Raw genomic sequence first — 26,919 nt, 5'->3', positions numbered from 1 at the left:
AGCTTATCCCATGGCCTTTTTGCTTTCGGCGACATGCCTTGGGAAGTAGGCGAACCAAAGTGGGGATACGGAGGACGTTCATTTGCACCCATTGATCAATTTAGTTTGCCCTTAGGAGTTCCCAGCATGTCGATCAACGTCGAAGACTATTTCGCGCGCGCCACGTTTGACAAAATGAAGGCGTTCGCCGACAAGCAAGAAACCCCGTTCGTGGTGATCGACACCGCGATGATCAGCCAGGCCTACGATGACCTGCGCGCCGGTTTCGAATTCGCCAAGGTGTACTACGCCGTCAAGGCCAACCCTGCCGTCGAGATCATCGACCTGTTGAAAGACAAGGGTTCGAGCTTCGACATCGCCTCGATCTATGAGCTGGACAAGGTCATGGACCGTGGCGTCAGCGCCGACCGTATCAGCTACGGCAACACCATCAAAAAGTCCAAGGACATCCGCTACTTCTACGAGAAGGGCGTGCGCCTGTTCTCCACCGACTCCGAAGCCGACCTGCGCAACATCGCCAAGGCCGCGCCGGGTTCGAAAGTCTATGTGCGCATCCTCACCGAAGGCTCGACCACGGCTGACTGGCCTTTGTCGCGCAAATTCGGCTGCCAGACCGACATGGCCATGGACCTGCTGATCCTCGCGCGCGACCTGGGCCTGGTGCCCTACGGCATCTCGTTCCACGTCGGTTCCCAGCAGCGTGATATCAGCGTGTGGGACGCAGCCATCGCCAAGGTCAAGGTGATCTTCGAGCGCTTGAAAGAAGAAGACGGCATCCACCTCAAGCTGATCAACATGGGTGGCGGCTTCCCGGCCAACTACATCACCCGCACCAACAGCCTGGAAACCTATGCCGAGGAAATCATCCGCTTCCTCAAGGAAGACTTCGGTGATGAGTTGCCGGAAATCATCCTGGAGCCAGGCCGTTCGTTGATCGCCAACGCCGGGATCCTGGTCAGCGAAGTGGTGTTGGTTGCACGTAAATCGCGCACCGCCGTCGAGCGTTGGGTGTACACGGATGTGGGCAAGTTCTCCGGCCTGATCGAAACCATGGACGAAGCCATCAAGTTCCCGATCTGGACCGAGAAAAAAGGCGAGATGGAAGAAGTGGTCATCGCCGGTCCTACCTGCGACAGCGCCGATATCATGTACGAAAACTACAAGTATGGCCTGCCGCTGAACCTGGCCATTGGTGATCGCATGTACTGGCTGTCCACCGGTGCGTACACCACCAGCTACAGCGCAGTTGAATTCAACGGCTTCCCACCGCTGAAATCCTTCTACGTCTAAACACCTACCCCTGTAGGAGCGAGCTTGCTCGCGAAGAACCTGAGGACGCCGCGTTCATTCTGAATGAACGCGTTATCGTTAGCGATTTTCGCGAGCAAGCTCGCTCCTACAGGGGTTCTAACTGCGCCTCGCGTTGTTGGTAGGCGACAGCCATGGCGCGAATCTGCGGATCATTCGCCGCCGCCAGCGCTGCATGCGCTACCCGCAAGAACTTCAGGTTCCCGCCCTCCAGCGCCTTGCGCAACCACTCCAGCGCAACCTCGACCTGGCCTTGATCTGCCAGCACCGCCGCATAACTGAACTGCCCGCGAAAGTCCCCACCCTCCGCCGAGCGGCGATACCAATCACGCGCTGCGGACACGTCCTGGGCGCAGAACTGCCCTTGCTCCAGGTAACGCCCCAGCAGGTTCATCGACTTGGCATGCCCCAGTTCGGCAGCCTGGCGATAACAGGCCAATGCCTGCTGTTGGTCTAACGTCACGCCGCGCCCAGTGGCCAGCAGGTTGGCGTAGTTGTACAAGCCCCAATCCAACCCGGCTTCTGCTGCCAGGCGGTATTCCCCGGCGGCGGCCAGCGCATCGGCGGCGCAACCCCAGCCATGCTCCAGGCAGCGCCCCACCATATTGCGTGCCATCAGGTGGCCGCCCCGTGCAGCGATCCGGAACCAGCGCAACGCCAGCGCCTCATCGCGCGCGATACCACGCCCGTCCAAAAGGATTTGCCCCAGCAGCGCCTGGGCGTCGAGCACGCCCTCCTTCGCTGCCATCAGGATCGCCTGGGCCGCGCGGGCCGGGGATTCGTCGAGCATGGCCCGCAGTTGTTCACCGTCGAGGGTTTCTTCGAGGCGCAGGTGAAAAACCATGCTCAGACCTCGACCCAGCGACGCAACAGGTTGTGATAGGTGCCGGTGAGCTGGATCAGCGCCGGGTGATCCGGTACGTCACGGGTCAATTGCTGGATCGCGCCGTCCATTTCAAACAGCAAGGTGCGCTGGCTGTCTTCGCGCACCAGGCTCTGGGTCCAGAAAAACGAGGCATAGCGTGTGCCACGGGTCACGGCGTTGACTTTATGCAGGCTAGAGCCTGGGTACAGCACCATGTCACCGGCTGGCAACTTGACCCGTTGCAGGCCGAAGGTGTCCTGGATCTCCAGCTCTCCGCCGTCGTACTCGTCCGGATCGCTGAAAAACAGCGTGGAGGACAGATCGGTGCGCACCCGCTCCGGGCTGCCCTTGGGCTGGCGCACGGCGTTGTCGATATGAAAGTCGAAGCTGCCACCGGCGGTATAGCAATTGAGCAGCGGCGGGAAAACTTTGTGCGGCAGTGCTGCCGACATGAATTGCGGGTTTTGCCACAGGCGGTCGAGCATGGCTGCGCCGATTTCCTTGGCCAGTGGATGGCCTTCGGGTAATTGCAGATTGTGCTTGGCCTTGGCCGACTGGTGGCCGGCGGTGATCTTGCCGTCAGCCCAGTCTGCCTGTTCCAGGGCTTCACGAATGCGCAGGACCTCTTCGCGAGAGAACAGGCCGGGAATATGCAGCAGCATGAGGCGTTACCTGAGAGCAGAAGGATGTCAATGATATTGATTCCTATTGACTATGTAAAACCCTGATCGACAGGCAGACGTATGAGCCAATAAAAACCGTAATTTGCGAAGTGTAAATTTTGTAAATACAGTGCAAATAGCAACGCCTCTCAATTGCTATACATAATTGTTTACAATATATTTCGCGCCCTAACATCCTTGGGGTAGGGAATTTCATGTCGCGCCACATTACAAAAACACCAAACAGTTCACCGCGCCTGCTGGCTTCGGCCATTGGCGTGGCCATCAGCGCCAGCTCCGTAGCCCATATGGCTCAAGCGGCCGAAGAGACCGAACAAAAAGGCGAGCGCAACAGCATTTCCCTGGGAGCCACCAGCATTACCGGCCAGGAACAGGACGCGACGTCCTACCAGACCGAAAAAGCCTCTTCGCAGAAATACACTGCGCCGCTGGTCGACACCCCGCGCTCCGTCACCGTGGTGCCGGCGCAGGTGCTCAAGGACACTGCCGCCACCTCGCTGCAAGATGCCTTGCGCACCGTGCCAGGCATCACCTTTGGTGCCGGTGAAGGCGGCAACCCCCAGGGCGACCGCCCGTTTATCCGTGGCTTCGATGCCCAGGGCGACACCTACCTGGACGGCGTGCGCGACACCGGTGGCCAGAGCCGGGAAATTTTCGATATCGAGTCCATTGAAGTCAGCAAGGGCCCGAACTCTTCGTTCGGTGGCCGTGGTTCGGCCGGCGGCAGCCTCAACCTGGTGAGCAAGACCCCACAAGCGCGGGACTTCCTCAACGGCGGCTTTACCTACGGTTCGGACCAGACCCGTCGCTATGCCCTCGACGTCAACCGCCAGTTCCTCGACACCGCCGCATTCCGCCTGAACCTGATGAGCCACGAACAGAACGTGGCCGGCCGCGACGCGGTCAATTACGACCGTTGGGGCGTGGCGCCGTCGCTGACCTTTGGCCTGGGCACTCCGACCCGCGTCAACCTCAGCTACTACCACATGGAAAGCAACGACCTGCCGGATTCGGGCATTCCCTACGGCTACAGCAGCAGCGCGTCCAACGCCGCCCACGTGCATGACAAACCCACCGACGGCGGTGACAGCAGCAACTTCTACGGCCTCAAGGATCGTGACTTTCGCAAGACCCGCGCCGACATCAGTACGTTCTCCATCGAGCACGACCTGAACGACAACATGACGATCAAGAACACCCTGCGCCACGGCAGCACCGGCCAGGACTACGTGCTCACTCAGCCGGATGACAGCCAGCACAACGTCAACCAGTTCGGTACCGTGTGGCGTCGGGCCAACAGCCGCGTGTCCACCACCACGACCACCACTAACCAGACCGATCTGTTTGGCAACTTCCAGGCCCTGGGCTTCAAGCACAGCTACTCCACCGGCCTGGAATTTACCGGTGAAGAAACCCGCGTCAGCGGTTATACCGTCAGCCCCAATAGCAACCCGGTCTGCACCGTGGCCGGTGGCGGCAAGGGCGGCCAATGCACGTCGTTGAGCAACCCGAACCCGGATGACGCCTGGACCGGCAGCGTCGCCCGCAACTACCTGGGCACCAACACCAAGGCCACCAGCCGCGCTGCCTATGTGTTCGACACCATCGAGCTGGACCCGCAATGGCTGCTGAACGTCGGCCTGCGCTACGACACCTTCGACACCGAGGCCAATAGCAACGCAGCCACCGGCCGCACCAAGTTCAAGGACGACAGCCAGTTCTTCAACTGGCAGGCCGGCCTGGTCTGGAAGCCGATGGAAAACGGCAGCATCTACACCTCCTATGCCACTTCGGCCTCGCCTCCCGGCGGCCTGGTCGGTGAAGGTGTGGACTCGAATGCACCGCCCACCGGCATCAACACCAGCGACCTGAAACCAGAAGAAACCGTCAACTACGAGCTAGGCACCAAGTGGGACCTGTTCCACGACCGCCTGTCCCTGACCGCTGCGGTGTTCCGCACCGAGAAGAAAAACGCGCGCATCCTGGTGAACTCCAACACCTATGAGAACGCTGGCGAGTCCCGCGTCGATGGCCTGGAGCTGTCGGCCAGCGGCAAGCTCACCGAGCAGTGGCAAGTGTTCGCCGGCTACAGCTACCTGAAAAGCGAGCTGGTAGACCCAGGCAAAAACGGCAACCGCCAGGGCGTCGTCACTGCCGGCTCCAACAAAGGCAACGAAATGCCCAACACGCCGAAGAACGCCTTCAGCCTGTGGACAACGTATGACATCACCTCGAAGCTGACTGTCGGCGGCGGCGCGTTCTATGTCGACGACGTCTACGGCGATGCGGGCAACACCGTCTACGTGCCGTCCTACACCCGCTACGACGCCATGGCCAGCTACAAGCTGACCAAGAACGTCGACCTGCAATTGAACGTGCAGAACCTGACCGACAAAACCTACTACGACAAGGCCTACGGCGCGCACTTCGCCAACCAGGCAGCCGGTCGTACGGCGCTGTTGACCACCAGCTTCCACTTCTAAGCAGCCAGACGTTTCATGCAAAAGCCCCGTGCATCGGATGCCCGGGGCTTTCGTATGTAAAAAAGAATCTTTCTCGACAACTCACGGCATAATGCGCGCCGTAAAATTACTATCCAGCTCAGCGAGGCCGTCCGACGTGTTGAAGAAAACCCTATTTCAGTTGCACTGGTTTTTCGGCATCAGCGCCGGGCTGGTGTTGGCCTTGATGGGGATTACCGGGGCTGCGTACTCGTTCCAGGATGAGATCCTGCGGGCGCTCAACCCGACGGTATTGACCGTGCAAAAGCAACCGGCTGGCGTGCTGCCACCGGCGGAACTGGTGCGCAAGCTCGAAGCCACCGAAGGCAAGGCCGTGTCCATGCTGTGGGTGGAAAGCGAAAGCGGCAACGCCGCACGGGTCTTCTTCACCCCGCCACCGGGCGAGCGCCGGGGCCAGATGCGCTACTTCGACCCTTACACCGGTGACTACCTGGGCGATGCCGTCGGCCAGGATTTTTTCGGCCTGATGCTGCAACTGCACCGCTTCCTGGCCATCGGTGACACCGGCCGGCAAATCACCGGTGCCTGTACGCTGATCCTGATCTTCTTCTGCCTCTCCGGCCTGTACCTGCGCTGGCCGCGCCAGGTGGCGAGCTGGCGTGCCTGGCTGACCCTGGACTGGCGCAAGAAAGGCCGCAGCTTCAACTGGGACCTGCACTCGGTGTTCGGCACCTGGTGCTTGCTGTTCTATCTGTTGGCCGCGCTCACCGGCCTGTACTGGTCCTATGAGTGGTACAGCAAGGGCCTGACCCGGTTGTTGTCCGATGCCCCGCAAAACGAGCGGGTGCGCAACCGTGGCCCAGCGCCTGCGGGACCGGCCCCCGTCGCCAACTACGATGCCATCTGGAGCAGCATCTACAGCACCGCCGGCCCGGACTTGAGCGCCTACAACATTCGTATGCCGCCCGTGGCTGGGCAACCGGCCACGGTCTACTACCTGTTGCAGAGCTCTCCCCATGACCGTGCGCTGAACCAGATCAACCTGGACCCGGCCACCGGCGTAGTCAAAAGCGTTGAGCGCTATGGCGACAAAAGCCTCAAGGCGCAATTGCTGACCAGCATCTACGCGCTGCATGTCGGCAGTTATTTCGGCCTGGTGGGGCGGATCATCCTCACCGTCACTTCGCTGTGCATGCCGTTATTCTTTATTACCGGCTGGCTGCTGTACCTCGACCGCCGCCGCAAAAAGCGCCAGGTGCGCGATGCCCGCAAAAGCCTGGGCAGCAACCGCAGTGATGCACCCGCGTGGCTGATCGGTTTCGCCAGCCAGAGCGGCTTTGCCGAACAACTGGCCTGGCAGACCGCCGGCCAATTGCAGGCCGCCGGGTTGCCGGTGAAGGTGCAATCCCTGGGTAGCGTCAGCGAAGATGACTTGCGCCAATCAGACCATGCGCTGTTTGTGGTCAGCACCTTCGGCGATGGCGAAGCACCCGACAGCGCGCGCGGTTTCGAACGCAGCGTGCTGGGCAGCGACCTCAGTCTCAAGGGCCTGAACTACTCGGTGCTGGCCCTGGGCGATCGTCAATACCAACACTTCTGCGGCTTTGCCCGGCGCCTGCACTTCTGGCTGACCAACCAGGGCGGCAACGCCTTGTTTGCCCCGGTTGAAGTCGACAGCGGCGACGAGGACGCCTTGCGGCACTGGCAACAACAACTGGGCCAGATCACCGGCCACGCACCGGCAGCCGCATGGGCCAGCGCCAGCTACGAGAACTGGACCTTGAGCCAGCGCACCCTGCTCAACCCGGACAGCAGCGGCTCGGGTGTCTACCTGCTGGGGCTCAACCCACCCGCCCCGCGTGACTGGCTGGCCGGCGACCTGGTGGAAGTCCTGCCGCGCAATTGCCCGTGGGCCGTCGAGCATTTCCTCGATGGCCTGGGCATTGCCGGCACCGACGAAGTGCTGATCGATGGCTTGGCGCGCCCCCTGGAACAGGTGCTTGCCAGCCGTCAGCTGCCGGACAATCGCGTACATCTGGTCGGCCTGCATGCGCGCGCCCTGGTGGATGCACTGGTGCCGTTGGCCATGCGCGAATACTCCATCGCCTCGATTGCCAGCGATGGTGTGCTGGAATTGATCGTGCGCCAGGAGCGTCATACCGACGGCAGCCTGGGCCTGGCATCGGGCTGGCTGACCGAGCACGCACCACTGGGTTCGGCGGTCAGCCTGCGCGTACGGCGTAACAGCGGCTTCCACCTGCCGACTGACCCGGTGCCGATGATTCTGCTGGGCAACGGCACCGGCCTGGCTGGCTTGCGCAGCTTGCTCAAAGCCAGGATTGCCGACGGCCAACAGCGTAACTGGTTGTTGTTTGGCGAACGCAACATCGCCCATGACTACCACTGCCAGGACGAGCTGCAAGGCTGGCTGGCCAGTGGCGACCTGGCGTTGCTGGACCTGGCATTTTCGCGGGATCAGGCAGAGAAGATCTACGTCCAGGATCGCCTGCGCGAATCCGCCGATGTGCTGCGCAAATGGCTGGCCGATGGCGCAGTGATTTATGTCTGCGGGAGTTTGCAGGGCATGGCGACAGGGGTCGATCAGGCCTTGGTTGATATCCTGGGAAGTGAGGCCGTGGAACGGCTGATCGAACAGGGCCGCTATCGCCGGGATGTCTACTGACCTACACCCATCAACCTGTGGGGCTTGCTCCCACAGGTTTGAAGGCATTCCAAGTCAGGTGGGTTGGAGTTTTTGTTCGAATACCGAGACGCCATCCAGGTCGCGCAACGTGACCGTCAACTCCGTCGTCTGCCCATCGATCTGCACTTCCCCAAAAAACTGAAACCCGGCAAACGGCGAAGTGTTTTGCGCCGGCGGGGCCTTTTCAAACACCACCTGCGGGCCGAAGGTTTTATCCAGCGGGTTGGGCCCAAAGCTCCCCGCATTCAACGGCCCCGCGACGAACTCCCAGAACGGCTCGAAATCCTGGAACGCTGCCCGATCCGGGTGGTAGTGATGCGCCGCGCAGTAATGCACATCGGCAGTCAGCCACACATAGTTGCGCACCTGTTGCGCGCGTAAAAAGCCCAGCAGTTCGGCAATTTCCAGCTCGCGTCCCTGGGCCGGGCCCGGGTCGCCGTTGGCTACCGCTTCCCAGCGTGGCACACCGGGGCTGACCTCACCGTCGGGCACGCCAAGGCCGATGGGCATGTCGGCGGCGATCACCTTCCACTGCGCCTTCGACGCCTTGAGTTCACCCTTGAGCCAGTCCAGTTGCGCCCGCCCCAGAAACGGTTTTGCCTCGCCCAGGTTGTCATCGTTGGCCTCGCGATAGCTGCGCATATCCAGCACGAACACATCGAGCAACGGCCCATAACCAATCTTGCGGTAAATACGCCCACCCTGGTCGGCACTCTGCAAACGCATCGGTGCATATTCCAGCCAGGCCTGGCGTGCGCGGCCTACCAGGGCGGTGATGTCCTTGGTCTGGTAACGCTCATCCAGTTGCTTGCCGGGCGACCAGTTGTTGACCACTTCGTGATCGTCCCATTGCCAGATCTGCGGCACCTGCGCATTGAAGCGACGCACGTTTTCATCCATCAGGTTGTAGCGATAGTTGCCACGGTATTCATCCAGGGTTTCGGCCACTTTGCTCTTGGCCTCGGTGGTGAGATTGCGCCAGATGCGCCCGCCTTCGGTGGTCACTTGGGCCGGCACCGGGCCGTCAGCGTAGATGGTATCGCCACTGTGGATAAAAAAATCCGGCAGGCGCAGGCGCATGGCTTCGTAGATGCGCATCCCGCCAATATCCGGGTTGATCCCGAAGCCTTGGCCGACGGTATCGCCGCTCCACACAAAGCGGATATCGCGCCGTTGTTGCGGCACGCTGCGCAGGTGACCGAACCAGGGTTCACTGGTCACGCCGGTCTGTGCATCCTCGAACTGCACGCGATAGAAGATCGCCTGGTCGGCTGGCAAACCGGTCAACTCGACGCGAGCGGTGAAGTCGCTGCGGCTGTCGGCCAAGGGCGAGACGAACCTGCGCGGGTTGCTGAATACACTGCGGGTGTCCCACTCGACCACCATGCGCGCCGGTCGGTCGCAGCGGCTCCAGATCATTGCGCGGTCACCCAGCAAGTCGCCGGACTGCACGCCATCGGTCAACAGCGGCCGGTCCTTGACCGAAGCTATCACTGCCGGTGCCAGCCCCGGTAGCAACAGGCCGGCGCCGACACCCTGGATCACACGGCGACGGCCGAGGTTGAAGTGGCTCATGGGCTTCCCTCCAAGCATCAAAAGGGAAACTAAAGCATGGGCGGATGAAGCGCAGATGACATGCCGCGCCTACAGGGTCAGGCGAGTGCCAGTTCTGCCGCCTCGGGACGCTTGATCACGGCATACACCAACCCGGTAAGTAGGCTACCTGCGACGATCGCCAGCAGATACAGCAGTGCATGATTGATCGTGTTCGGGATCAGCATCACAAACAGCCCGCCGTGGGGCGCCATCAACTTGCAGCCGAAGTACATCGACAAAGCGCCGGTCAATGCGCCACCGGCGATGCTGGCCGGGATCACCCGCAGCGGGTCCTTGGCCGCAAACGGGATGGCGCCTTCGGAGATAAAGCACATGCCCAGGATCAGCGCAGCCTTGCCGGCTTCGCGCTCGGTCTGGGCGAACTTGCGCCGTGCCAGGAACGTGGCGATGGCCATGCCAATCGGCGGCACCATGCCTGCCGCCATGGTGGCGGCCATCGGCGCGCCGCTCTGGGAGGCCAGCAGGCCGACGGAAAAGGCGTAGGCCGCCTTGTTGATCGGCCCGCCAAGGTCGGCGCACATCATCCCGCCCAGCAGGATGCCCAGCAGCACCGCATTGGTGGTGCCCATGGTGCTGAGAAAATCCGTCAGGCCCACCAGCATCTGCGCCACGGGCGGGCCGATCAGGTAGATCATCGCCAGGCCAGTGACCAGGCTCGCCAGCAACGGGATGATCAGGATCGGCTTGAGCGACTCCAGGCTCTGCGGCAACGGCACTGCACGGGTGATCAGCTTGACGCTGTAGCCGGCGAGGAAACCGGCGAAGATCCCACCGATAAAACCCGCGCCCAGGGTGCTGGCCAACAGGCCGCCGATCATCCCCGGCGCGAGCCCCGGACGGTCGGCAATCGAGTAGGCGATGTAGCCCGCAAGTAGCGGCACCATCAGGGTGAAGGCATGGTCACCGACGGTCTTCAGGGCCGCCGCCAGGGTGCCTGGCTCTTCGAAAGCGTGGATGCCGAAGACAAACGACAGGGCGATTAGCAGCCCGCCCGCCACCACCATCGGCAACATGAACGACACCCCGGTCAGCAGGTGTTTGTAGACCCCGGTTTTCTCCGGTTTGGCTGTCGCGCCACTGGCGGCGCTTTCCTGCTGGGCCTCGGCCAGGGCTTTATCGAGGATCGCGGCGGACTGCTTGAGCGCAATGCCGGTGCCACAACGATAGATTTTCTTGCCGGCAAAGCGCTCGGTGGCGACTTCGATATCGGCCGCCAGCAGCACCACGTCGGCGTCGCGAATGGCTTGTTCGCTCAAGGGCGTACGCGCGCCCACCGAGCCCTGGGTTTCCACCTGCAACTCATAACCCTTGGCCTTGGCGGCCTGCTGCAACGCTTCGGCGGCCATAAAGGTGTGGGCCACACCCGTTGGACAGGCCGTGATAGCAACGATGCGCGGTGCGTTTTTTGCCGTCGGCACTGCGGCGCTGGCAACGTACAGCTGGGCCTCTTGCGCGCCCCGTTGCAGCACCGCTTCAACGTCCTGCAATGCCTGGGCCGGGGTGCTCTGGTACACGCGCTTGCCGACAAAGCGCTGCATGTCCACCGGCGTGCTGCTGACCAGCAACACCCATTCGGCCGCGTCGAGGGTGGCCTGGGACAGTGCGCGCTCGGGGTGGTTCGCATCCACCACTTCGACACTGGTGCTCCAGCCCTGGCGCTGCGCGGCGGCGTCCAGCAAGCGGGCGCACAGCACACTGGTGACCATGCCGTTGGGGCAGGCGGTAACAATGGCTAACTTCATCACAAACCCTCTTATTGTTCTGTCAGCGGGCGCACAGCGACGCCGCTTTCGAGACGCGCCAGTTGCGCGTCGTCGCGGATGCCGAAACCGATCTGCGTGACCGCCATGGCGGCAATCGCGGTGGCGCGGCGCAGGGTCTGCTCGGGCGCTTCGCCGCTGAGCAGGCCGTGCAGCATGCCCGCCAGCAAGGAGTCGCCGGCGCCCACGGTACTGGCGACGCTGACCTTGGGTGGTGTGGCGTGCAACGCTGCGCTCCGGCTGAACCAGTTCACGCCGTCGGCCCCGTGGGACACCACCACATGCTCCACGCCTTGGGCGTGCAAACGCTCAGCCGCCAGGGCTTGTTGGGTGACGGTCTGCGTGGGGCAGTCGAGCGCTTCGGCGAGTTCTTCAGTGTTGGGCTTGATCAACCACGGCGCGGCCTTCAAGCCAGCGCGCAACGCTTGGCCACTGGTGTCCAGGGCGACTTTCAAACCAAGGTCCTTGAGCGTTTCCAGCAAGCCCTGAAACCACTGCGGACTGACGCCACGCGGCAAACTGCCGGCGACCACCACCGCATCGAACTCAGGACCGATCACCGCGATCAGCTTGAGCAATTGTTCTTGTGCCTGCTCACTCACCAGCGGCCCCGGTGCGTTGATGTCGGTGACCCGACCATCCTGCTCGGCAATCTTGATATTGCTGCGGGTTTCGCCCGGCACACGAATAAACGCATCGCCAAACCCTCGGCTGGCGATCAAGGCCTCGAAAGCCTCGGGGTTTTGCGCGCCGAGAAATCCACCCACGCTCACGTTATGGCCCAAATCAGCCAACACCTGCGCCACATTCACGCCCTTGCCGGCGGCATGGGTGAGCAGGGTTTCGCTGCGGTTGACCGCACCCGGTTCCAGGCATACCAAACGCACCGTCAGGTCCAACGCCGGGTTCAGCGTCAGGGTCAGAATCTTCGCCATTTACACGGCCTCCACAAGGGCACGCACTTGGGCCGGGGAACCCAGCGCCAGTGCTTGTTGCGCCAGGCTCCGGGCCTCGCTCAGACTGAATTCACGCACCCGCGCCTTCACTTCAGGAATACTGCGGGCCGACACACTCAACTCATCCACACCCAGGCCCACCAGCACCGGCACCGCCAGCGGATCCGCCGCCAACTCGCCGCACACACCGACCCATTTGCCATGGGCATGGGCCGCACGCACCGTGAGGTCGATCAGTTGCAGCACCGCCGGGTGCAGGCCGTCAGCCTGGGCCGACAAGGTTGGGTGGCCACGGTCGATAGCCAGTGTGTACTGGGTCAGGTCGTTGGTGCCGACACTGAAAAAGTCCACTTCCTTGGCCAGCACCGGCGCCAGCAACGCGGCGGAGGGCACTTCGATCATGATGCCCAGTTGCAGGTCCGCCACCGGGATTTCCAGGCGCAGGCGCTCGGTCATGTCGCGGGCCGCACGCCACTCATCAACGCTGCCGACCATGGGGAACATGATGCGCAACGGCCGGCTGTCCGCCGAGCGCAGCAGCGCGCGCAGTTGCGCCTCCATGATCTGCGGGCGCTGCAGGGTCAGGCGAATGCCGCGCACGCCGAGGAATGGGTTTTCTTCCTTGGCAATCGGCCAGTAAGGCAACGGTTTGTCCCCGCCGACATCCAGGGTGCGCACCACCAGCGGCCGGCCGCCCAGGCCATCGAGCACACGGCGGTATTCGGCTTCCTGGGTGGCTTCATCCGGCGCTTGCGAATGGGCCATGAAAATCAGTTCGGTACGCAGCAGGCCAATGCCTTCGGCGCCCTGCTCGACGGCGGCGGCCACCCCTGCGCTTTCGCCGATATTGGCGAACACTTCGACCGCATGCCCGTCGCGGGTCAAGGCCGGTTCATGGCGTTGCGCGGCGGCAGCCTCGAGGCGCTGTTCGCGGGTATCACGCTCTTGGGTGGCGCGCTGCAAGGTCGCAGCATCGGCATCCACATGCAGGCGCCCGCGTTGGCCGTCGAGCAACAGCGGCGTGCCCGAGGCCAGCAGCAGCACCGCCGGACCTGCGCCGACCAGCGCCGGGATCCCCAAGGCACGGGCAACGATGGCGCTGTGGGCGGTAGCGCCGCCACGTGCGGTGAGGATCCCGGCGACACGCGCCGGATCCAGCCGGGCAACGTCCGAAGGGCCGACTTCATCCATGACCAGAATGTAGGGTTCGTCCGGCTCTTGTGGGGTTTGCACACCACACAGTTGTGCCAGCACCCGACGGCCAATGTCGCGCAGGTCGGCAGCTCGCTCGGCGAGTAATGCGTCCTGCAAGGACTCCTGCTGCCTGGCGGCGGCTTCGATCACACTCATCCACGCCGCTTGCGCGCTTTCGCCTTGCTTGAGCCGGGTGTCGACTTCGTCGGTCAGTTCCGGGTCGTCGAGCATTTCCTGATGGGTGATGAAAATCTCGCGGATCGCCTTGGATTTGCTACGTTCGATCAAACCCTGGATATCGCCGCGCACCTCGCGCAATGCCGCGGATAAACGCTCGCGCTCGGCGCTGGTCGACTCGCCGCGCAGTGGATAGTCAAACGGCTGCAACACTTGGATATGGGCCGGGCCGATGGCGATCCCAGGCGCGGCGGCGATGGCCTGGATCAGGCTGCCGGAGGCTGGCGCGCGCAGTGGCGGCTCGCTCTCGACCACGTCCAGCCGGGCACTGACGGCCAGCAGCGGCTCGACCTCTTCGCCCAGGCCGGCTTGCACCGCCGCCAATAGCGCGGGCAATGCGTCGTCGGCACTACCGGGTTCGGCGACAAATTCCAGCACCTGACCGCGACGGGCGCCGAGGCTGAGCAATTTGCTCAGGCTCTTGACCGACACCGCGCCGCCCTGCCCGTCCACGATCCGCACGCGGATTTCACCGTCGAACTGCTTGGCCAGTTGCGCCAGGACCTTGGCCGGTCGCGCATGCAGGCCGTGGGCGTTGGCCAGGGCGATGCGCGCGCTGGGCCAATCGGCGGGCAGTTCGCCACCCAGCACTTCGAGGACCGCTCGGCTGCTGGTGGCCCGTCCCAGTTCCTGGCCGCGCCCTTCAATCAGCAAGGCGCACAGGCGCTCAAGCAATGCCTGATGAGCTTCGCCGAGGCTGGCCAGGCAAAACAGGCCGCTCAACGGTTGGCCCAAGTAGCGCATGGGCTTGTCCGGGGTGACGAAGGCCAGGCCCGGACGCTTGACCGTTTGTTCGCTGTGCAACCACCACAGGCCATCGCCCAGGGGCAGCGCATCGACTTGCTGTAGCACGGCAGCGAAGCCATTGCTCACACAGTCGGCCTGGCGCAGCAGGCGAGCGCCGCGCCACACCAGTTCTTCAAAATCGTCGGCGGATACGCCCAGGCCAATCATCTGGGCATCCAGCGCCAACTCCTGGGGGGCGCCTTGCAACAGCTTGAGCAAGGCATCGGCCGAGGTGGCGCGGCACAGCGCCTGGCCCAGGTCGGTTTCGCCAAGGGCACGGGTCAGCAGTTGCAGCAGGCGCAGGTGTTCGTCGGATTTGGCGGCAATGCCAATCGCCAGGTAGACGATCTGGCCATCGCCCCAATCCACACCTTGGGGAAACTGCAACAGGCGCACGCCGGTGGCGAACACCTGATCGCGGGTTTCGGGGGTGCCATGGGGAATCGCAATACCTTGGCCGAGGAAGGTCGAGCCTTGCGCTTCACGGGCTTGCAGGCCGCTCAGGTAACCTTCGGCGACCAGGCCATCGGCCACCAGTTTTTCGGCGAGCAGTTGCAAGGCAGCAGACTTATCCACAGCCACCTGGCCCATGGATATCTGCTCTACGGTGAGCTCAAGCATGCCTTTCTCCTAGTTAGTGCGGGGTGCGCACTAGGTATTGTTTTGATTAAACCGTGCAAAAATAACTGACTGAGTGGTCAATTGGCAGTAGGCACTCAGCAGCGATCATCGTAAAAATACGCCTGCTGAAACGTTTAATCTAGAATTTATGGCAGATTACTGAGTAATTCTGCATCCTTGAAGCACCACTCGGCGCTTGAGTTGCGACAATGGTCGTGTGCAGGAATCGGTTACGATTGGACAAAATGTCGGGGCAAGCTCTAAAAAACAAGGAAATCCCGGTTTGAAACTCAGTGATATTGCACGCATAGCCGGTGTGTCCGTGACCACCGCCAGCTACGTCATCAATGGCAAGGCCGAACAGCAACGGATCAGCAGCGCCACCGTCGAACGGGTGCGCGCGGTGGTCGAGGAGCATGGCTTTACCCCCAACCCCCAGGCCGCCGGGTTGCGCAGCCGGCATACCCGCACCTTGGGGTTTATCCTGCCGGACCTGGAAAACCCCAGTTACGCACGGATCGCCAAGCTGTTGGAACAAGGCGCACGGGCCCGTGGCTATCAGTTGCTGATCGCCAGTTCCGACGACGATGCCAACAGCGAACGCCAGTTACTGAAACTGTTCCGCGCGCGGCGTTGCGACGCATTGTTCGTTGCCAGTTGCCTGCCCGCCAGCGATGACTGTTATCGCGAGCTGCAAGCCAAGGGCCTGCCGGTGATCGCCATCGACCGGGTGATGGCGCCCGAGCAGTTCTGCTCGGTGGTCAGCGATGACCGCCAGGCTTGCCAGCAATTGACCAGCAGCCTGCTGCAACCGCTGCCCCGGCAGATCGTCTTGATCGGCGCCCACCCCGAACTGAGCATCAGCCAGGAGCGCGCGGCAGGTTTCCAGCAAGCACTGCACGACTTCAAGGGTGACATTCTGATCGAGCATGGCGAAGCCTTCAGTCGCGACTGTGGCCGCCAGTTGATGGAAGAACTCCTGCAACGCCTGGGGCATTTGCCCGACGCGTTGGTGACTACTTCCTACGTCCTGCTGCAAGGGGTGTTTGACGCGCTGCATGACTTCCCGCTCAAATCCCGACCGCTGCGCCTCGGCACTTTCGGTGACACCCAGTTGCTGGACTTCCTGCCGCTGCCGGTCAACGCCATGGCCCAGCAACATGCGCTGATCGCCGAGACGGCCCTGCGCCTGGCACTGGCGGCGATTGAAGAGCAGCATTACCAGCCGGGCGTGCATGCGATTGGCCGGACTTTCAAGCAGCGGATTCACGAGAGATAGGCATGGAGCTGGTCGACAGCCACACCCACCTCGACTTCGAGGATTTCGACGCTGATCGCGACGAGGTGCTCAAGCATAGCCGCCAGCTCGGCGTGCGGCGCATGGTGGTGCTGGGGGTGTACCAGCGCAATTGGCAGCGGTTGTGGGACTTGGCGCAACAGGACCCGGACCTGCATGCGGCCTTTGGCCTGCACCCGGTGTATCTGGATGAACATCGCCGCGCAGACCTGATCGAGCTAGGTGACTGGCTGACGCGCCTCAAGGGCCACCGTCAGCTATGTGCCGTGGGTGAAATCGGCCTGGATTACTTTCTTGAACACCTGGACCGGGAGCGCCAGCAAACCCTGTTCGAAGCCCAGTTGCAGTTGGCCGCAGACTTCCAACTGCCGGCGCTGCTGCATGTGCGACGCAGCCACGCAGCCGTTATCTCTACCCTAAAACGCATCCGCCTGCCCCGAGGCGGAATCATCCATGCTTTCGCCGGCAGCCGCGAAGAAGCCCGTGAATACATCAAGCTGGGGTTCAAGCTCGGCCTGGGCGGCGCGCCGACCTGGCCCCAGGCATTACGCATGCACAAGGTCATCGCCCAACTGCCGTTGGAATCGGTGGTACTGGAAACCGACTCGCCAGACATGGCGCCCGCCATGTACCCCGGCCAACGCAACAGCCCAGAGCACTTGCCGGCAATCTGCAGCGCCCTGGCCGAACGGATGGGGATCAGCCCTTCAGCGCTGGCCGAGGCGAGCACCCGCAACGCCTGCGAACTGTTCAACTGGCCGCTCGATGATGGGGTTCACCGCCTGTAGCGTGAGGGTCATGCGATGCCGGTGGCGGGCGTAGCGCAGGGTAAGGAAGTGAATCAGGATCGCCACCAGTGATACGTTCAATTGCCCGATCTTGCTGATCAAGCCGACCCACTCCACCACCAGGGCCACCAACAAGGCCACGCAGGTCAACACGAGCATGCTTGGGCGCAGCAAGGCCAGGTTGTCCAGGGACTTCAACTGGCGCAGTTGCCTGGGACAATTGAGCAGCAGGACTTTGTGGCAATACGGACAGTCAAAAGGCTCGTTGAGGGCAATGGCATTGAGCTGCCAGGGCTTGAGTACGAAGGTGATATCGCAATGGGCGCAATGCCCTTTCACGCCAGGGGTTGTCGCGGTCATGGCCCTGCCTCCCGGAAGCGCTGGATGGGGTGTGAAACAAATTCTCACCCAATCTGGTTGCGAAAAAAGCTCACTCGGGAAAACAGGACATGCACCACACAGCCAACAGATAAAACCTACATTAAAGTCTTACACGCGAAATGCACCGATCAGCTTTTTCAGCTCAATCACCTGCAAAGACAATTGCCGGCTGGCCTCTTCGGTCTGATGCGCACCTTGGGCCGCGTGCTCGCCAGCCCGATTGATCTCGACGATGTTCTGGTCGATGTCATGGGCCACCGCCGTCTGTTGCTCCACCGCCGCAGCGATTTGCTGGTTTTGGTCGACGATCATGCCTACCGCGCCCAGGATATTTTCCAGGGCCAGCTGGACTTTTTCCGACTGCCCGACCGTACCGCTGGCCATTTTATGGCTACTGCCCATGGCCTTCACCGCCGCACCCACGCCCTGGTGCAATTTGGCGATCATCTGCTCGATCTCTTCAGTGGAATGCTGGGTGCGCCGGGCCAGGGTGCGCACCTCATCGGCCACCACGGCAAACCCACGCCCCTGCTCGCCCGCCCGCGCCGCCTCGATGGCCGCGTTCAAGGCCAGCAGGTTGGTTTGTTCGGCAATGCTCTTGATCACTTCCAGCACGCTGCTGATGGACTGGCTGTCGATCGCCAGTTGATTGATCACCAGCACTGATTGGTCGATCTCGGACGCCAGTTGCGCGATGCTGCCCTGCTGGGATTGCACCAGGCCACGCCCGCTAAGGGTTTCATCGTTGACGCTGTGGGCACTGCTGACAGCCGCGGCCGCACTGCGCGCGACTTCGTGGGCGGTCGCCGACATCTGGTTCATGGCCGTTGCCACCTGTTCGATCTGGCTGCGCTGGCCCGACACCGCCTGGTTGCTGCGCGCCGAAACCGACTCCACTTGCCCGGCCTGATGCTCGACTTCCTGGACGGTTTGCCCTACCCGTTCAATCAGATCGTGGATTTTCGCTACGGTGCCATTGAACACCTCACCCAACTCACCCAACTCATCGCGGCTCTGGGACTTGAAGCTGACCGTCATGTCCCCGGCAGCGACCTTATCCATCATCGCGCCCAGGCGGCGCAGGGTGGTGCGGGTCGAAGCGTAGAAGCCGCCGTACAGATAGAAGATCAACAGGAACACCGCCGCCAGCGCCGCGACCAGCACCACCATGTGCGTACGGTTCTGGGCCAGGCGCTGTTGCAGTTGCTGGTCGAGGAAGGACAGGGTCGCATCGTCCAGTTGATAGGTCTTGGCCATCAAGGCTGTCACTTGATCATAAAAACCCTGCCACGGCGCCTCCAGGGTCTCGGCCATCACTACCTGTTCCTCGAACAGTTCGCTGCCCTGCTTGAGGCTGGCCTGGCTGGCTTGGGCCAAGGTATCCAACGCGTCATGGGCGGCCTTGCTGGAGTTCAGGGCATCCTGCACTTTCAAGCCGTATTCAGCCTGGAGCTTTTCCAACTGTTGCAACAGTTCGTCAAAACGCGTGCTGGACGATGAGTTGAGAAAGCCCTGGCCCAGGGAGTACGCGCCCATGGCCCGGCCCTCGCCCAAGGTCTGGGTGACTTGCGGGGTGACGCTGGTCACCAGTTCGCTGAGTTGGCGCACATCACCCTGCACATCACGGCTCAACCCCGACTGGCTGGCAATGATCTGGCTGAACATCTGCGCCTTGTTGAGCAACTTGCCAATCAGCGCACTTTTGCTCAACAACGAAGATTCGCTTTGCTGGACCTTGAAGGCCGCGATCATCTCGTCGCGCTTGCCCTCGAACACCGCAACTTGCTCGGGATCGGCCGTCATCGCCTGGAAGCCTTGCAGGCGTTCAAGGACGCGCAGTTCCAATGCGCTGATTTGACTTTCGATATCGCCCGCCTTGCCCGACTGACCGAGGGTGGCGTTGATTTGCACCTGATTGTTCAGGGTTTCCAGGTCGCGGCGCAGGATCAGGCTGCTGCCCAGCAGGTCCAGGCTCTGCAACTCAACCTGCGTGCCCTGGAACTCACGCCAGGAGTCGCGCACCAGGTAATAGTTGGTCACCAGCATCGGCAGGAAAAACAACACACTGATCAGGCTGAACTTCATGCCAAAGCTCAGGCGATTCATCAGCGCGATGGCGGGATAGAGCAAGCTCTTCACAGATGAACTCCCTTTTCTTTTATTTTTATTGAAGGCGCAGGGCAGCGGCAGAAAGCCACTATTGGGCGCGCTGTCTGTATAGCTTAAATCGGCGGGGAGTTTTGTAACTTAAGGTTAACGCGATCGGCGGCGCTTAATAGGCCGACCGATTTCTTGATACCAACACATCTTCCCTGTGGGAAATTGCTCTAATGCCAGTCAGTTAAGCGGTCATCGCCTTCTGTAGGAGCGAGCTTGCTCGCGAAAAACGTCAACGATAACGCGTACTTACTGAATGAACGCGGCGCCTGTAAGTTTTTCGTCGGAACGCCGCCCGGAGACAAGCTCGCTCCTACAAAGGGCGTTTCTCAGGGTAAAACAGTCCAGATCGCAAACCCGGCATACCACAACACCGCCGCGCGCAGCAGCAGTTCCCACAAGCGATCCAGGCTGTTGATGCCATCTGCACCCACTACCGGCGGCGGAATTTCCCCGGCCACCAGGCCAACCTTTTCCACCAACTGCGCCGCACTGATATCCCAGTTCAGCAGCTCATGCAGCATGACCCGGCTGACCGCGACAAAATTGCCCACCAAGGCAAAGCTCGCTGCCAGCAACCGCACCGGTAACCAGTCGAAAGCATGGCGCAATTGCCCGGCGCGCTCGGCCACCAATGGGTTCTGACTGCGTTCACTGGCCAGCGCCAGCAAGCGGTAGGCCAGGGCCACCACAGGGCCGAGGAGGAAATACCAGAAAATCACCGCGAAGAAACTCTGGTAGGCCTGCCACAGCAAATGGCCCTGGACCCGCTCCAGCAGTTGCTCGCCACTGTCGGCGCCAATGGCCAGGTCGCGTTCGGCAACATGCTCAGCCGCTTGCAGGTCCCCCCGGCGCCAGGCATCACGGAACGGCCCGAGCTGGCCCAACAGATCACCGCGCCCCAGGCTGTAGATCACCACCAGCAGGTGCACCGGCAGTGCCAGCAAACCATAGGCCACCGGTTCCAGGACCAGCAGCAACAGCCCCAGCAGCGCCACCGGCAGCAGTACCAGCAGCGCCAGGATCAGCCAGGGTTGCTTGCCCAGCCGCGTGCTCGACTCAAGCCGGGCCAGCTCGCGCAGCCAGCGGCCATCACGCTGTACCCGCTGACGCAAGGCCGAGAACTTCTCGATCCACACCGCCAGCACCAACACCAGAAAACTCATTGTGCATGTCCTCCTTCCTGCAAGGCGCCGCGAAAACGCGCCCAATCAAAAGCCGGTCCAGGATCGGTCTTGCGTCCTGGGGCGATGTCACTATGACCGCAAATGCGCTGGAGCGTGATGCCCGGGTAGGCGGCCAGCAATTGGCGACTCAGTTCGATCAAGGATTGGTACTGGGCATCGGTAAAGGGTTGGTCGTCGGTCCCTTCAAGCTCGATCCCCAGGGAAAAATCATTGCAGGTCTCACGCCCCTCGAAACAGGAAACACCGGCATGCCATGCGCGGTCCTGGCAGGAGACAAATTGCGTCACCGCGCCATCACGCTCAATCAGAAAGTGCGCGGATACCCGTAAGTCGGCGATACCTGCAAAGTAGGGATGTTCCGTGACATCCAGGCGATTCTGGAAAAACTCCTGCACTTTGCCTGTAGCGAACTGGGCCGGTGGCAAGCTGATGTTGTGCACCACCAACAAGGAAATCTCGCCGCCCGGGCGTTCATTGAAGTTGGGCGATGGGCAATGGGCAACGCCCTGGCACCAACCGCTGGTGGGGTCCAACTGCATACAGGTTCCTTGCGCAAGACTTGGGAGCACTCAGTATGCCGTGATCCGCCTGGCGGTTGCGATCACTTGGCGCGATTGAGTTGCCGCAGATTGCCAATCACCGACGCCAGTGCGCGGTCGAACAACAGCGCATCATCCAGGGTGCGCACCCCGCCACGCTTGAACTCCAGGGCCAGTTCGGTGCAGGTTTTTTCCAGCACTTTGAGACCTGTGCGATTGACAAAAATATAGCTGTTGGCCGGCTCGATAATCGCCGTCAGCTTGCAGCGCAGGGCATTGTCTTCATCTTCGCGGAACTCGACCCAACTGCCGATACGCAATTGGAGGACCTTGAGCAAATCGGGATCATTCTCTGCCAGGCTGACCGTCTCCACCGGCATCTCGGCACTCGAATCCTCGCGCACTTCGATCAGCGTCACGCGGGGCAGCGTTGCCCCCTGGAACACCTGGGTATGCAGGGCCTGCAACTGGATAAAAAACTCCCGGGTAACAAAGGAGTCAAACGCCGCCTCGCTCACCCCCTCGCGCAGGGCCTTGAGCAACGCGGGTAATTGCTCCAGCAAGCGACGACCGGCTTCAGTGTCCTCACTCAGGCCGACACTCCAGATCAGCTCATCCATGGTCCGCAACCGCGCCTGCCATTGCGGCGAGTGTTGCCCATGTTTTAGGCATTCAAGCAACAAGACCTGGCTCCAGGCCTGCTGCAGGAACTGCACCACGAAATGTGGCAAGACCTTACCCAGCAAGCGCTGATTGAGCGCATCCGCAACCCGCTGCCGAGCCTGCTCAGTGCGCGCGCGCCCTTCCTCGGCATCGCGGGTACGCTGTTCGAGCAGCTCACTGCGACGGCGCTCATCCTGGGTAAACGCGGTGAACTCGTGCAGGAGCACCGAGAAAATCGCCGGGTCATCGACAAAATCGTTCAGCAGCCGCTGCACCACCTGCTCGATGCGCAGGTACAGGCTGTCACGCTGATAATCATCACGCTTGCCCCAGCCCATGGCGGCGGTCCCGATTTCATTGAGCAGGCGCCGCGCCGGGTGGCTGGCGCGGCTGAAAAAACTCTTGTCCAGCACGGCCACTTTCAACATGGGAATTTGCAGGCGCGCAATCAACGCCTTGAGGGAGTCAGGCAAGGTACGGTCGTCGAGGATGAACTCGAACAACATGGCGATCAGGTTGATCACATCCTCGTCGGCATCTTCGACTACCCGCGACTTTCCACTCTTGACGCTGACCCGGGTGAGCAGCTCTTCCAATTGGCGGCGCAAGTCAAAATCGTCCTCGACCGCAGGCTCCGGTACATATTGTTGCAAATGGGACAGCAGGCGCAGCAGGTCGCGGGTAGAAATAGGCTGGGCCTGGGCACTGGCCTCCAGGGTCGGGGCCACGCTGCCACGGACTGTCAGTAGCAGTTCTTGCAGGGCGGCGAAGACTTGTTGCTCGGCTTCGTCGGCCTGTGGGTCGACCGCCGGGGCTGCCTCGACGGGCGGGCGGGCCCTGCTTGCACGTTCGCCAGGACGCCGCGAAGGTACGGCCTTGAGTTCAGGCAGCACGCCCGTGGCGACCAGCAACTGATTGGCCTCGCCGTACAGCAGGTCGGCATCGCTGAGTACGTACTTTTCAAATAGCTTCAAAATGATCAGCTTGACCCGGATCTCCACCCCCAGGCTGCGCCCGGCCCGCAGGAAGTACTCGCAGAGCATCGCCGGGCCAAGGGGGTTTTCCCGATCATCCAGGCGCTTGCCCAACAACACACCCAGGCGGGCGCTCAGTTGCCCCAGCGCCAGGCCGTAACGGTGCATGACCTTGTCGAGCATGGCCTCCAGGGCCACGGCTTTTTCCAGGTCGTCGGCGCACACGCCAGGCGTCTCGTCGTAGGAAACCGTCGGTAACAGCAACTCGCCTTGCCCGGCCTGCCCCAGGTTGGCGAACGCCGCGAAGAGCTGCTCCATGAACACACGTTCGAAGTTCTTGCGCTTGAGGCGCAGGTCGCGCATCGCTTCAAAGAAAATATTGTGGTCGGCGCTGTTGCGGGCCTTGTCGGCCATTTCGAACAGGGTGTCGTCGGCGTTATCGAACAACTCCTGCAAACCCCGGTCGAGTTGCTGCGTGGCCTTGTCACGAACCTGGAGCACGATCACGGGCAGGCGGGCGAGCGGCGACGGCATCGCGTGTGCAGCGATCTTGTTGATCGGCACCACCTTTGCGTCATTGTGCATGCTGGCCTCCTGGAGCGACGGGGTTCGGTTGAGTGAACGATCACTGCAACCGCCGATGGAATACCGGCGGTTACCGCGATTATCTGTAGATCACCGAGACGTCAAAGCTATGACGCCAATTGCAAGGCGCGAGATTATCTTGCAAATAGCCCCTGTAGCGCCAGCAAACTCTGTAGGCGCTTTGTAATCAGGCAGGTTATGGCGGCATACCTTGGGTTCGGCGCTGCCATGCCCCTATAATCGAGGCACTTTGTATGTGGAGCCCGCTATGCCGAATCTACGCCTCGCCGACCTCACCGCCGAAATCGAAGCCAACGTGCGCCGCGCACTGCTGGAAGATGTCGGCAGCGGCGATATCACCGCACAATTGATCCCCGCCGAACGGCTGGCCAAGGCCACGATCATCACCCGTGATGCTGCCGTCATCAGTGGCACTGCCTGGGTCGATGCCGTGTTCCGCCAGTTGGACCCGCGGGTTGCCGTGCATTGGCAGGTGCGCGACGGTGAACGCGTGAGCCCCAACCAGGCGCTGTTCCACCTCGAAGGTCCCGCTCGCTCACTGTTGACCGGTGAGCGCAGTGCGCTGAACTTCCTGCAACTGTTGTCGGGCGTGGCCACGCGTGCGCAATACCTGGCGGACTTTGTCGCCAGCACCCAGGTCAAGCTGCTGGACACCCGCAAGACCCTGCCCGGCCTGCGCCTGGCGCAAAAGTACGCAGTGACCTGCGGCGGTTGCCACAATCACCGTATCGGCCTGTATGACGCGTTCCTGATCAAGGAAAACCATATCGCCGCCTGCGGTGGCATTGCCCAGGCCATTACGGCCGCCCACAAGATCGCCCCAGGCAAGCCGGTGGAAGTCGAAGTGGAAAGCCTGCAAGAGTTGCGCGAAGCCCTGGCGGCGGGTGCCGATATCATCATGCTCGATGAACTGAGCCTGGACGACATGCGCGAAGCCGTACGCTTGAACGGCGGCAAGGCCAAGCTCGAAGCCAGCGGCGGGATCAATGAAAGCACCTTGTTGCCCATTGCCGAAACCGGCGTGGACTACATCTCCATCGGGGCGATGACCAAGGATGTGAAGGCGGTGGACTTGTCGATGCGGCTCAGTATTTGAGTGGCTACAAACTTTAAGCTGCAAGAGCGCCTGGCGCCACTTGCAGCTTAAGGCTTGAAACTTGCCGCTGCTTCTAGACCACCAAATCGTTCATCTCGCAATATTCTTCCCAGCCGACACCCAACACCTCGGCAGCCTCCTTGTGCAGGGCCAGGCGTGCCGCCTCGAAATCTTGCGGCGTGGACGTGTACTTGAGGGTCAGCTCCCAAGGCTGGAAGCCCTGGCTCTCGGCCTCGTCCTCGAATGCCCACTGGATCTGGTCGCGCTGGTCATCAGCGCTCAGGTCCTTGATCTCTTCCTTAAGCTGCGGCGACTCCTCAAGGTATTTCTTGAGGGCTTCTGCGTGCCGCACTTCCTGGGTCATTGCTGTCGTGGTCATGGCGTTCTCTTAGATCGAGGAATGGGGATGCATCTGGGTCATCAAGGTTGCGCAGATACAAAAGAACGGGCACGAATACCGGTTCATCTGGCCTTCAGAACCATTCTGGGATCATCTGAAAACTGTGGTGCCTTTTTGCCCGAGACAGGAGTCGAACCTGCGACCTTCGCGTTACGAGTGCGCTGCTCTACCAACTGAGCTACACGGGCGGTGGGCTAAAGCTAGCACTGCATTGGGCGCCCGGCAACTTACCGGACATGCGGCGCAATGACTCCCTGGACCCAGAACCGTGGCTGCAGATGGCGTTTGGTAACGTCGATGTAGTGTTGGCTGCGCTCAGTGGCGCCTGGCAGGTCGCGGTACACGACAAATACCAGCAACGCCACCGAAAGCACCGCCGACACCTGCCAGGCCCGACGCAACAGCGGCATCGGCTCGGCAACGGGTGTGCGCCACGGATGCAATGCCAGCAGCCAGCCCACCACCAGCGCCAGCCATAGTTGTGAATAAGGCATCACAATCACCCCATCGACCATGGCCTGCACCGTCGCACCCATCAAAGCGGCGAATAGACACAGGCGCAACAGGTCTTGCGATGCCCCAGCAGGCCCTTGCCGGCGAATCACCATCAACGTGGCCCAGCCGCCGCGCAGTGCCAGCAACGACACACACAAGGCCGAGGGCACGCCCCATTCACTGGCCCACTGCAAGATTGCCTGGTGCGGATGGGCGGCAATCGGGTTAGGGATATCGGCAAAGTGCATCGGCCCGAAGCCTAGCCACGGCCGTTCGCGGAGCATGTCCCAGGCTTGCCACCAGATCACTTCTCGACCTGAAAGGCTGGTGGTGAGCCGATCATTGGAAAGGCTGGCGATTTCGATCCCCAGATAACGTGCCAACACCGTGAACAACAGCCAGTACAAAAACAGCCCGCCACACAGCGCAGCCAGCTGCCAGATCAACCAGCGACGCCCTGCGCCCCCCAAAAAAGCCAGGACGACTGCGACAACTCCGATACCCAGCCAGGTGCCACGGGTACCGCCACTGATTGCAATCAACCACCAGGCACACAACAGGGTAAACACCAGCCCACGCGCCAACCGCGAGGTGCTCGCGAGCAGCAGCGGCAACGCCAGCAAGGGTAAGGTAAAGGTCTGGAACTGGCCGTAGAAACGCTTGTTGGAGAACCCGGAAAGCAGGAGGTCGGTGTCCAGTGTCGGTTCGCCACTGGTAAACGCCAGCACGCCTGCGTATCCATATTGAAGGGTCTTGATCAGGCATAGCAGCAACACAAACAGGATCAGCGCCTGATCCAGGGTTTGGTCGCCATTGCGCCGCAACCAGGCAAAAGCCGCGACAATCACCCCGCAGGTGATCATCAGCGCCCATTCGGTCAACGCCCAGAGGGGCTGGTGGCCCAACAACGAAGAAACCAGGCCGAGGCCGAACACCAGCGCCAGGCCGATAGCGGTAGGTTTGTCGACCAGGCGACCGGCGGGAATCGACAGGCCATAGACCAGCGCACACACACCCACGCCGACCTGCATCACACGCTGCCAGTCATGACCACTGAAGGACAGGGTGATGCCCAGCAGCAAAAGGCTCAGCGCCACCACCAAGAACACGCTTCCTCGCTGTTGCACGGATAACGTCATGGGC

General features: G+C 61.7%; 18 protein-coding genes, 1 tRNA gene and 1 pseudogene. 6 read left to right on the top strand and 14 right to left on the bottom strand.

What is annotated here, in order from left to right:
* Positions 1-126 precede the first annotated feature (126 nt).
* Positions 127-1,290, top strand: coding sequence for a type III PLP-dependent enzyme (locus KL786_RS00480; protein ID WP_124361263.1), 1,164 nt, complete (start codon positions 127-129; stop codon positions 1,288-1,290).
* Between the two features lie 106 nt (positions 1,291-1,396).
* Here KL786_RS00480 and KL786_RS00475 read toward each other — a convergent pair whose 3' ends face one another.
* A complete protein-coding gene (locus KL786_RS00475) occupies positions 1,397-2,152 on the bottom strand; it encodes a tetratricopeptide repeat protein (RefSeq protein ID WP_215516365.1) in 756 nt (251 codons plus the stop codon).
* A 2-nt stretch (positions 2,153-2,154) separates the two neighbouring features.
* Positions 2,155-2,835, bottom strand: a complete 681-nt coding sequence (locus KL786_RS00470) for a Fe2+-dependent dioxygenase (protein WP_032861939.1) — start codon at positions 2,833-2,835, stop codon at positions 2,155-2,157.
* A 215-nt stretch (positions 2,836-3,050) separates the two neighbouring features.
* Between KL786_RS00470 and KL786_RS00465 the strand changes: the two genes are divergently transcribed.
* Both KL786_RS00465 and KL786_RS00460 read left to right on the top strand, forming a co-directional pair.
* Positions 3,051-5,339, top strand: a complete 2,289-nt coding sequence (locus KL786_RS00465) for a TonB-dependent receptor (protein WP_215516364.1) — start codon at positions 3,051-3,053, stop codon at positions 5,337-5,339.
* A gap of 136 nt (positions 5,340-5,475) precedes the next feature.
* On the top strand, positions 5,476-8,001 hold the full coding sequence (locus tag KL786_RS00460; protein WP_215516363.1) for a PepSY domain-containing protein: 2,526 nt from the start codon (positions 5,476-5,478) through the stop codon (positions 7,999-8,001).
* A 54-nt stretch (positions 8,002-8,055) separates the two neighbouring features.
* Here KL786_RS00460 and KL786_RS00455 read toward each other — a convergent pair whose 3' ends face one another.
* The 4 genes from KL786_RS00455 to ptsP form a co-directional block, all read right to left on the bottom strand.
* On the bottom strand, positions 8,056-9,597 hold the full coding sequence (locus KL786_RS00455; RefSeq protein WP_215516362.1) for an alkaline phosphatase D family protein: 1,542 nt from the start codon (positions 9,595-9,597) through the stop codon (positions 8,056-8,058).
* A gap of 77 nt (positions 9,598-9,674) precedes the next feature.
* On the bottom strand, positions 9,675-11,381 hold the full coding sequence (locus KL786_RS00450; protein WP_215516361.1) for a PTS fructose-like transporter subunit IIB: 1,707 nt from the start codon (positions 11,379-11,381) through the stop codon (positions 9,675-9,677).
* Positions 11,382-11,392: 11 nt separating this feature from the next.
* Positions 11,393-12,334, bottom strand: coding sequence for a 1-phosphofructokinase (pfkB, locus tag KL786_RS00445; protein WP_215516360.1), 942 nt, complete (start codon positions 12,332-12,334; stop codon positions 11,393-11,395).
* On the bottom strand, positions 12,335-15,193 hold the full coding sequence (gene ptsP, locus KL786_RS00440) for a phosphoenolpyruvate--protein phosphotransferase (protein WP_215516359.1): 2,859 nt from the start codon (positions 15,191-15,193) through the stop codon (positions 12,335-12,337).
* 283 nt (positions 15,194-15,476) lie between these two features.
* Between ptsP and cra the strand changes: the two genes are divergently transcribed.
* Together cra and KL786_RS00430 are read left to right on the top strand one after the other, a co-directional pair.
* Positions 15,477-16,472: a catabolite repressor/activator gene (cra, locus tag KL786_RS00435; protein WP_215516358.1), complete on the top strand. Its 996-nt coding sequence runs from the start codon at positions 15,477-15,479 to the stop codon at positions 16,470-16,472.
* Between the two features lie 2 nt (positions 16,473-16,474).
* The gene (locus KL786_RS00430) at positions 16,475-17,278 is read left to right on the top strand and encodes a TatD family hydrolase (RefSeq protein ID WP_215516357.1); all 804 of its coding nucleotides are present in this window, start codon (positions 16,475-16,477) and stop codon (positions 17,276-17,278) included.
* Here KL786_RS00430 and KL786_RS00425 read toward each other — a convergent pair.
* The 5 genes and pseudogenes from KL786_RS00425 to KL786_RS00405 all read right to left on the bottom strand — a co-directional run bounded on the left by KL786_RS00425 (position 17,198) and on the right by KL786_RS00405 (position 23,764).
* Positions 17,198-17,638, bottom strand: coding sequence for a hypothetical protein (locus KL786_RS00425; RefSeq protein WP_154841557.1), 441 nt, complete (start codon positions 17,636-17,638; stop codon positions 17,198-17,200). The two genes, KL786_RS00430 and KL786_RS00425, sit on opposite strands and share 81 nt — an antisense overlap.
* Before the next feature lie 129 nt (positions 17,639-17,767).
* Positions 17,768-18,295 (bottom strand): annotated as a pseudogene (locus KL786_RS30005) (methyl-accepting chemotaxis protein); the annotation flags it as partial.
* A gap of 1,850 nt (positions 18,296-20,145) precedes the next feature.
* Entirely contained in the window at positions 20,146-20,982 is an 837-nt protein-coding gene (gene ampE, locus KL786_RS00415; protein ID WP_032861923.1) for a regulatory signaling modulator protein AmpE, read from the bottom strand.
* Positions 20,979-21,542: a 1,6-anhydro-N-acetylmuramyl-L-alanine amidase AmpD gene (gene ampD, locus KL786_RS00410; protein WP_065944233.1), complete on the bottom strand. Its 564-nt coding sequence runs from the start codon at positions 21,540-21,542 to the stop codon at positions 20,979-20,981. Before ampD ends, ampE begins: the two co-directional genes overlap by 4 nt.
* Before the next feature lie 62 nt (positions 21,543-21,604).
* Positions 21,605-23,764 carry a DUF1631 domain-containing protein gene (locus KL786_RS00405; protein WP_215516355.1) on the bottom strand — a complete coding sequence of 720 codons (2,160 nt, stop codon included), beginning with the start codon at positions 23,762-23,764 and terminating at the stop codon, positions 21,605-21,607.
* 268 nt (positions 23,765-24,032) lie between these two features.
* On the opposite strand from KL786_RS00405, the gene nadC reads away from it, so the two are divergent.
* Positions 24,033-24,881, top strand: coding sequence for a carboxylating nicotinate-nucleotide diphosphorylase (nadC, locus tag KL786_RS00400; protein ID WP_032861918.1), 849 nt, complete (start codon positions 24,033-24,035; stop codon positions 24,879-24,881).
* A 73-nt stretch (positions 24,882-24,954) separates the two neighbouring features.
* On the opposite strand, the gene KL786_RS00395 is transcribed toward nadC, so the two are convergent.
* From KL786_RS00395 to KL786_RS00385, 3 genes are all read right to left on the bottom strand, one after another.
* Positions 24,955-25,260, bottom strand: coding sequence for a DUF6388 family protein (locus tag KL786_RS00395; protein ID WP_215516354.1), 306 nt, complete (start codon positions 25,258-25,260; stop codon positions 24,955-24,957).
* A 136-nt stretch (positions 25,261-25,396) separates the two neighbouring features.
* Positions 25,397-25,469: transfer RNA gene (locus tag KL786_RS00390), tRNA-Thr, on the bottom strand.
* Between the two features lie 39 nt (positions 25,470-25,508).
* Positions 25,509-26,915: an O-antigen ligase family protein gene (locus KL786_RS00385; RefSeq protein WP_215516353.1), complete on the bottom strand. Its 1,407-nt coding sequence runs from the start codon at positions 26,913-26,915 to the stop codon at positions 25,509-25,511.
* Positions 26,916-26,919 lie beyond the last annotated feature (4 nt).

This window comes from Pseudomonas sp. TAE6080 (genome assembly GCF_018732265.1).
GTDB lineage: Bacteria > Pseudomonadota > Gammaproteobacteria > Pseudomonadales > Pseudomonadaceae > Aquipseudomonas > Aquipseudomonas brenneri.
The sequence above is the reverse complement of the archived record's forward strand: the minus strand, read 5'-3'. Positions and strand labels throughout refer to the sequence as shown.

Coding starts and splice junctions, on each gene's coding strand:
- KL786_RS00480 (WP_124361263.1), top strand. CDS start 127: ATGTCGATCAACGTCGAAGACTATTTCGCGCGCGCCACGTTTGACAAA.
- KL786_RS00475 (WP_215516365.1), bottom strand. CDS start 2,152: ATGGTTTTTCACCTGCGCCTCGAAGAAACCCTCGACGGTGAACAACTG.
- KL786_RS00470 (WP_032861939.1), bottom strand. CDS start 2,835: ATGCTGCTGCATATTCCCGGCCTGTTCTCTCGCGAAGAGGTCCTGCGC.
- KL786_RS00465 (WP_215516364.1), top strand. CDS start 3,051: ATGTCGCGCCACATTACAAAAACACCAAACAGTTCACCGCGCCTGCTG.
- KL786_RS00455 (WP_215516362.1), bottom strand. CDS start 9,597: ATGAGCCACTTCAACCTCGGCCGTCGCCGTGTGATCCAGGGTGTCGGC.
- KL786_RS00450 (WP_215516361.1), bottom strand. CDS start 11,381: ATGAAGTTAGCCATTGTTACCGCCTGCCCCAACGGCATGGTCACCAGT.
- pfkB (WP_215516360.1), bottom strand. CDS start 12,334: ATGGCGAAGATTCTGACCCTGACGCTGAACCCGGCGTTGGACCTGACG.
- ptsP (WP_215516359.1), bottom strand. CDS start 15,193: ATGCTTGAGCTCACCGTAGAGCAGATATCCATGGGCCAGGTGGCTGTG.
- KL786_RS00430 (WP_215516357.1), top strand. CDS start 16,475: ATGGAGCTGGTCGACAGCCACACCCACCTCGACTTCGAGGATTTCGAC.
- KL786_RS00425 (WP_154841557.1), bottom strand. CDS start 17,638: ATGACCGCGACAACCCCTGGCGTGAAAGGGCATTGCGCCCATTGCGAT.
- ampE (WP_032861923.1), bottom strand. CDS start 20,982: ATGAGTTTTCTGGTGTTGGTGCTGGCGGTGTGGATCGAGAAGTTCTCG.
- ampD (WP_065944233.1), bottom strand. CDS start 21,542: ATGCAGTTGGACCCCACCAGCGGTTGGTGCCAGGGCGTTGCCCATTGC.
- KL786_RS00405 (WP_215516355.1), bottom strand. CDS start 23,764: ATGCACAATGACGCAAAGGTGGTGCCGATCAACAAGATCGCTGCACAC.
- nadC (WP_032861918.1), top strand. CDS start 24,033: ATGCCGAATCTACGCCTCGCCGACCTCACCGCCGAAATCGAAGCCAAC.
- KL786_RS00395 (WP_215516354.1), bottom strand. CDS start 25,260: ATGACCACGACAGCAATGACCCAGGAAGTGCGGCACGCAGAAGCCCTC.
- KL786_RS00385 (WP_215516353.1), bottom strand. CDS start 26,915: ATGACGTTATCCGTGCAACAGCGAGGAAGCGTGTTCTTGGTGGTGGCG.